The sequence below is a fragment of the Mesorhizobium sp. M1088 genome, assembly GCF_040318575.1.
Lineage (GTDB): Bacteria > Pseudomonadota > Alphaproteobacteria > Rhizobiales > Rhizobiaceae > Mesorhizobium.
Window position 1 is genome coordinate 51,105 of sequence record NZ_JAMYMO010000039.1, and the last position, 6,613, is coordinate 57,717.

Consider the following 6,613-nt stretch of genomic DNA (forward strand, 5'->3'; position numbering starts at 1 on the left):
AGAGGTGTTGCGCTTCGAGCTGATGATAACTTGGTCTGTCCAGACAGCCACAAGCATCAGGAAAGGAAGCGCAACATGAAGCATTTTGTTGGCCTCGATATCTCGGTGAAGGAAACCGCCGTTTGCGTTGTCGACGAAACCGGCAGGATTTGTCGTGAGGTGAAGGTGGTCAGCCACCCTGACGATATCATTGCGGTGCTGAAGGACTCGACTTGGAACGTCGAACGGGTCGGGCTCGAAGCAGGGCCCTTGTCGCAGTGGCTATTCGAGGGGCTGGCCAGGGCCGGGCTGCCGGTCATCTGCATCGAAACACGTCATGTGAAAGCATTCCTGAAGGCGCAGCCGAACAAGACAGATCGCAATGATGCGCGCGGCATAGCCCAGATGATGCGGGTCAACCTATTCCGCCCGGTGCACATCAAGACGCTGACGAGCCAGAAGCGCCGGGTGCTGCTGACGGCCCGCAAGATCTTGCAGGAAAAGGCGATCGCGATCGAGAACGACATCCGCGGTCTTCTGCGCAACTTCGGGCTCAAGGTCGGCGCCGTGGGAACGGCGAAGTTCGAGGACCGCATCCGTGAGCTTGTCGAATGCATGCCCGATCTCGAACAGATCATGGAGCCACTGCTGGCCGCCAGGCGGAAGCTGCGCGAGGAATTTGCGCACCTGCACAGACAAGTGCTGGCGATCGCCAGGGGCGATGCTACCTGCCGGCGCTTGATGACGGTCCCTGGTGTCGGCTCCATAGTGGCGCTCGCGTACACCGCGACGATCGACATTCCACAACGGTTCAGAAACTCCAAGGCGGTAGGGCCGATCCTGGGGCTGACACCGAAGCTCGACGAGTCCGGCGAAAGCAAGCGCGTTGGAGGCATCTCACTCTGCGGGGACGGCATGATGCGAACATTGCTCTATGAAGCAGCCCAAGTCATGCTGACGCACGTGAAGAAATGGTCATGGCTGAAGGCCTGGGCGATGAACGTCGCCAAGCGGCGCGGCTTGCGCAGGGCGATAGTCGCGCTCGCACGTCGCCTGGCGGTCGTCATGCACCGCATGTGGCTGGACAACAGCGAGTTCCGCTGGACGCGGGAAACCATGGCGTCAGCCGTGTGACAAAAGGCCGGGAAGAAGAGGTAGAGAGTTCCGCCCAGCGCGGAAGCACGTCGTCGCGGGACGAAGGATGAGGTGAGTTCGCGATCATGGGCGCACCGGTCATGTCATGCTGGCCAGGACGCGAATCAGATTGTTCCGCCTTATTCTCTGAATCCCATCAAGGGAGGGCCAATGGGCCGATCCCGGAGAGAAGCACGAACCCGCGAATGATGTCAGAAGCTGGTAAGGCAGAAAATGACAAAAGCGCTTGACCCCAAGCCGCCGAATAGAGAAGCCATGATCCGAGCTCCCAGAAGCTTAGGCGTGGTCAGGCCGCGCCGGTGTGACGAGCACCTGTGCGGCCGTGTGCTGTCATTATTAGTTGAATGTCATGAAAAAGGACATATTGCCTCAGCAGGTTCGCGCAGCACGAGCGTTGATCGATTGGACAAGAGACGACTTGGCAAACGCATCGGGTTTAACCGTTCGTACGCTTGCCAGAATAGAGAGCTCTCAGACGATCCCCAGACAAACAACGCTTGAAGCATTGGCCAAGGCATTAGAGGCCGCAGGGATCGAATTCATTTCACAGAATGGAGGGGGACGGGGCGTTCGGCTTGCCCGTCGAGTGGATGGGAAATGACAGAACCCCGGAGTACGTCTCCCAGATTTCCGCTGCCTAACTGCTACGGCGCCGGTGCAAGTTGACCAGACGTCGCGCCAACCTCTTGGGCGTAATGACTGCTCCCATTCCACGGTGACCGTCCACCGCGTGCGCCTTCGCCAGTGTGATTTTCGACATCCCGACACGCCGCTGTCGAAATGTTTGTATGCAAACCACTTTTATCGAGATTCCCAACAGCTCGGGACAAGGCAAGCACCGGCTGCACTATTGGAAGCCGAAGGCGGGCGATCGGCGGGTAGTCAAGCGCGGGGTGCGAAATGAACGACGCCGTCATCCTTTGCAGCTTCGTGCCGTTGACCGTGGCTGCGTCCGTCGGCGTGCTGTTGCTGATCTGCGGACTGGATCGGCGGTTCTAAGGCTTACCTGCCCGGCCTTCCGTAATCGCCTTGACAGTGCAGTAACCTGTTCCTATGTCCATGCCACACGATTTCTCGCAAGGGTAACGTGAGCCGGGTTTCCTCGTCTCCCGAAACAGCTCGTTAAGTTGCCCATTTGCGAGATATTTGCCAGGAATGCCCGCACATCGCATCGATAGCCGGCCATATTCTGGTGAATAAACCTAGGCAGTGCGAGCCGCGTAAAAACGGTCAATGAGGACGCCGCCGAGGCCAGTTTCAACCCTTGCAATGGGTTGGGGCAGGCACTCGCGCGTCGCAGCCCGAACCTGCTCCAACCCAGATTGGAGCTATTTATGCCTCTCCATACTGCTGCCTCGGCCACGTTGGTCGTGGTAATTTCCTATTGGATGATCCGCTATCCGCCTTCGAACCCTGGACTCTTTTATGTCCTCGGGACTGCGCTGACAGCGCTCGTTACAATCTTGGTCACCGCCCCGTTTGGCGAATGACGAAGCTTCATGCCGCTTGCCACCCATGGCAGGCGGCATGGGCTAATCCTCTTGATCCCTCTGGCTCTCGTAGTCATCAATCATGGCTTGCTCGCGCCGCCAACGGTCCTTGTCGTATTTCTTGGCGCGCCGGTCATATTGTTCCTTAAGCGATGCGATCGCTTCTTCTTCCGTTCGCCCAGCGCTCGGATTCAACCAGAAGCGTGGCACCGCACCTGGGGCGACGAGGGCCGACCAGAGGTTGGCGTTGCGGTACGTTTGAATGGGTATGGCATCGAACTTTGGGAACGAAGGACTTGAGGGGCACGGGTCAGTTATATCGCTCCCTATCTGACGTCGTCCGCATTCAAAGCTTCGTAGATTGTCGGAATCATCATCCGTTACCGGCACCTCCATGCTTTCAGTTAAAGGGGCGCCACAGTCGGGACACAGGAATTCCCGCAGCTCGTCGCGCATGTTCTCAAGCTCCGCCTCTATATTGCGAAGTGCCGTCCCGTCCATTCGTGCGATCAAAGCCGCGCGATCTGTACCTGCATAAAGGTCCGGCCGAACTACCTGAAGAATCTGCATCGCGATATCTTTTGAAGAGGAATGTGCGGTGTTAACGGCGAGCTTGTCTGCCAGCGTGGGACTGCGGTTCAAAACGTCATCGCGGGTCACATGATGCCAGATAGGGAGAATGACCTTGCGTGCCCCGATCTCCCGTGTGACCAGCCCGGCAAGCTCATACGCAGGCCAAGGCTTCGACAGGAACGCGGGGCTGATGACGACGATGCCATATTCGCTTTGCACCAAGCCTAGATCGATGCTTTGCGAAAGAGAGTCGCCCAACTTCAAGGTGAATTTGTCGTACCAAACTTGAAGCCCCAGGCTTCTTAAGGCGATTACTAGCGGTTCAACGAACGCCTCTTTATCTTCCGAGGCATGTGAAATGAACACATCCCATTGCTTCATTTGACGAACCAATCGTGTAAGAGTGCCAAAGGGATGGGGGCCGACATGTCTAAAATATATGTCTCTTACACTACGCCGGATGATGAGTTTGCCCAAGGGCTGATGATGGCGCTTCGTGCCGAAGGTCATCAGATAACGGTTGAAGGAACGAAGCTTACTGCCGGCATCAACTGGAGAGCCGAACTCAACGAAGGACTAAAGGCCGCCGAGGTGTTCATCATCCTCATTTCGCGGAGCACGATGCACTCACAATACCCGATGATGGAGCTAGGCACCGCCCGCGCTTACGCTGAAACGTCGGGCAAAATGCTGATTCTCCCAATCGTCCTGGGCGACCTGGCGCTTCCGACGATTGTTCAGGACATACAGGTCATTTTCGCTCGCGAGCAAGAGCCGCAGCAATTGCTGCCACAAATCGAGCAGGCCATCTCGGCGTTCGAGGGCCGGAGAGCCGCGCAAGAAGTCGAATTGAAGGAAATTCAGCAGGCCGTTCAGGTCAACTTGGCGGACTTTGTTGATGATGCCATCAAAACGCAACAGGACTACGAGAAGACGCACAAGAACTCCGCCCAAAACTGGTATTTGATAGGATATGGAAGCCTGGTCCTTGGACTGGCGACGACTGCCTACCTAGCGTACTCAGTTATCAATACGCAAACCGCCTCGCCGGACTATCCACGCGCGATCTCCGTCTCTCTACTCAACGTCATCGCAATCGCCATTCTAGCGGCGCTAGCTAGATATGCCTATTCGCTCGGCAAATCGTATATGAGCGAATCCCTTAAGTCGTCAGACCGAATTCATGCGATTCAATTCGGGCGGTTCTTCTTGCGTGCTTATGGGAACAGGGCCACCACCGTCGAAATCCGAGAAGTGTTCCAGCACTGGAATATCGATCGGACATCCACCTTTTCCTCACTGGACTCTTCACAGATTGACCCCCAGATCGTGAATATGGTCGTGCAGATCGTGGCCGCTATAAGGGGGAAGAAGGACAGCTAGTGCTGCCTTAATCCTTGCCAGCCAATTCCGGTCGGCCCTATAATCCAAGGGACTAAACAGGGACGCTCGAAAAGCAATTCGGTCGCTGTAGCCGACACTGCGCCGCGAGGGGCGCCCAACGGACTATTCCCCTGAGCTGGCCGACGCCATCTGCCTAGAAATCATAAAAGGGGCTTCCGTGCGCAAGATTGGCGCCATGGAGGAGATGCCTTGCGAAGATACAGTCTACACCTGGCTGCCGAAATACCCTGAATTCTCCGAGAAGGGCTGTCCAGCACCGGACCCATAAGTACATGGATGAGTGCATGGATCTCGCCGACATGATGCCGGACGGGATCATGTTCATCGCCGGCAACGGCAACCTCTACACCCGCGACGAAGTCTTGACCCTGAACGAGCGGGAACGCGCTGAAGCTGGCCTTTTGCCCATCGGCTCCTCGAACGAGTTGATTGCCAAGCGGAAGCTGCAGATTGAGACGCGCATGAAGGCTGCCCCGCATACATCCGCGGACGTATGGGGATAAGACCACGCTGGCAGGTGGGGTTCCAGCCGGGCTTCGTCGATTTACGGCAACTGATGCGGCTTATACCCGCCACCCTCGACATGCTGGCCTTCACCGGTCTGCTGGAGAACAGAGAGGCACAAGAGTTCCTGACACTGTGGGGCGGTGGTTCATACGAGGTGCTGGATGACGGCAAAACCGACTTGTGTGATAGTAGTCCGTCTCCAGCAACTTGCTGCGCCTTGGGGGGCTAATGCCAAACCGACAAATATCGAGCATGACTGAAAGACTTCCGTATTCACTGCGGGAGGGCGTCAATGGCTACGTCGATGCCGTTGCTGCGGTCGTTCCTGATATTGCGAGAGACGCCCGCGTCGAAATCAGCGGCGACAGACTAGACCAATTTCTGCTCATCGTCGCCATCCGTAGGATCTGGTCGAACGTAAACAGCCAATACTGGATCATGAATGACTGCATCAGCGCGGCAACGCGCACAGCTGATGGTTTAGACGGGGCTCCCCAAACGCGTGGATTCCGCGTAGGTCGAGATGAAATAAGCCAGGACTCCTCGGCATTTGTGGAGGGAGAAACCTCCGCCAGGAACTCTACAAGCTCATCGCTCAGCTCGATATCGCCGACGTCGTTGCGGAAACCACCAGTTTGAGTGATGTGGCGGCTAGAATGTTTGCGAGGCAAGATTGAACGTCTCACAGATCGAGAAAGAGCTTAAAGCCTTCATCAACAAGCATTCGGTTCAATTCCAGCATCTGGCTGTCAGGGAGACGGCGCTTCTTGAGCTGGGCGCCCTTACCATGGCGACCGAGCATTACCGGTTGGCTGGGTACACCGTCACGGTTGAGAACGCTATCAACGGACTGTTCGCCGCCAAGCTGTCGTCTCGCGGTTATCCGTATAATTTCTCATGGTTCAGGTGCGTAAAGGGTGCCGAGCTATACGAGATACACTCCAACCTATCGGTAATGGGTGGCCATAAAGATGAGGCGGTCTACGTCGTCGACGTGGCCGTCGTTACAGGCGACGACCAGGTGCCGAAATCCAAACCGAAGCAAAAATGGGTAGCGCTTGATAACAAGGCACTGGCGACGTTCGCGGAGGTCAAGAAGCTTGTCGTGTACCCGATGCTGCTCGCCCAGTTCATCGGGATTGTGCACGAAATCTCTCCTGCAAGGCTGAAAAAGCTGAAGGCCGACCTGCCCCCTGACGACCACTTCCCGCCCTCGCTGATAACACTGGGATATCTGACCGCGACCTCAAGTAAGGCGCTAAAGGGCTTCGCAAAGCGGAAATTCAGGGTCTGCATCGTCCATAACTTCGATATGTACCTCTCGCAGATGAGAAGAGGCGAGGCGAAGAAATCGCCCTTCATCATGTTGCAGAGCATCATCTAACAAAAACCCGCTTCAAGTGTAAGCGCCAAGCTGACCCCATCTGGCGCGGCTTGAGGTGATGAGCGAGACATACTGACACTGAAGCAAGGAGCCGAGGAGCTTGCAGTGTCAATTTCTATGT

7 protein-coding genes are annotated in these 6,613 nt (G+C 56.3%); 6 read left to right on the forward strand and 1 reads right to left on the reverse strand.

Annotation, left to right across the window (positions count from 1 at the left end; genetic code table 11):
• Positions 1-75 precede the first annotated feature (75 nt).
• Both NKH49_RS28650 and NKH49_RS28655 read left to right on the forward strand, forming a co-directional pair.
• Positions 76-1,113, forward strand: coding sequence for an IS110 family RNA-guided transposase (locus NKH49_RS28650; protein ID WP_352457839.1), 1,038 nt, complete (start codon positions 76-78; stop codon positions 1,111-1,113).
• A 370-nt stretch (positions 1,114-1,483) separates the two neighbouring features.
• Positions 1,484-1,735 (forward strand): helix-turn-helix domain-containing protein, encoded by a 252-nt coding sequence (locus tag NKH49_RS28655; protein ID WP_352624389.1) that lies wholly within the window; start codon positions 1,484-1,486, stop codon positions 1,733-1,735.
• A gap of 931 nt (positions 1,736-2,666) precedes the next feature.
• Here the strand turns inward: NKH49_RS28655 and NKH49_RS28660 are convergent.
• A complete protein-coding gene (locus tag NKH49_RS28660) occupies positions 2,667-3,578 on the reverse strand; it encodes a toll/interleukin-1 receptor domain-containing protein (protein WP_352624388.1) in 912 nt (303 codons plus the stop codon).
• A gap of 45 nt (positions 3,579-3,623) precedes the next feature.
• On the opposite strand from NKH49_RS28660, the gene NKH49_RS28665 reads away from it, so the two are divergent.
• From NKH49_RS28665 to NKH49_RS28680, 4 genes are all read left to right on the forward strand, one after another.
• Positions 3,624-4,580 carry a toll/interleukin-1 receptor domain-containing protein gene (locus NKH49_RS28665; protein ID WP_352624386.1) on the forward strand — a complete coding sequence of 319 codons (957 nt, stop codon included), beginning with the start codon at positions 3,624-3,626 and terminating at the stop codon, positions 4,578-4,580.
• Positions 4,581-4,716: 136 nt separating this feature from the next.
• Positions 4,717-4,869: a terminase small subunit-like protein gene (locus tag NKH49_RS28670; protein WP_352847623.1), complete on the forward strand. Its 153-nt coding sequence runs from the start codon at positions 4,717-4,719 to the stop codon at positions 4,867-4,869.
• A 16-nt stretch (positions 4,870-4,885) separates the two neighbouring features.
• Positions 4,886-5,104: a hypothetical protein gene (locus tag NKH49_RS28675; protein ID WP_352624384.1), complete on the forward strand. Its 219-nt coding sequence runs from the start codon at positions 4,886-4,888 to the stop codon at positions 5,102-5,104.
• A gap of 677 nt (positions 5,105-5,781) precedes the next feature.
• On the forward strand, positions 5,782-6,492 hold the full coding sequence (locus NKH49_RS28680) for a hypothetical protein (RefSeq protein ID WP_352847618.1): 711 nt from the start codon (positions 5,782-5,784) through the stop codon (positions 6,490-6,492).
• Positions 6,493-6,613: the final 121 nt, after the last annotated feature.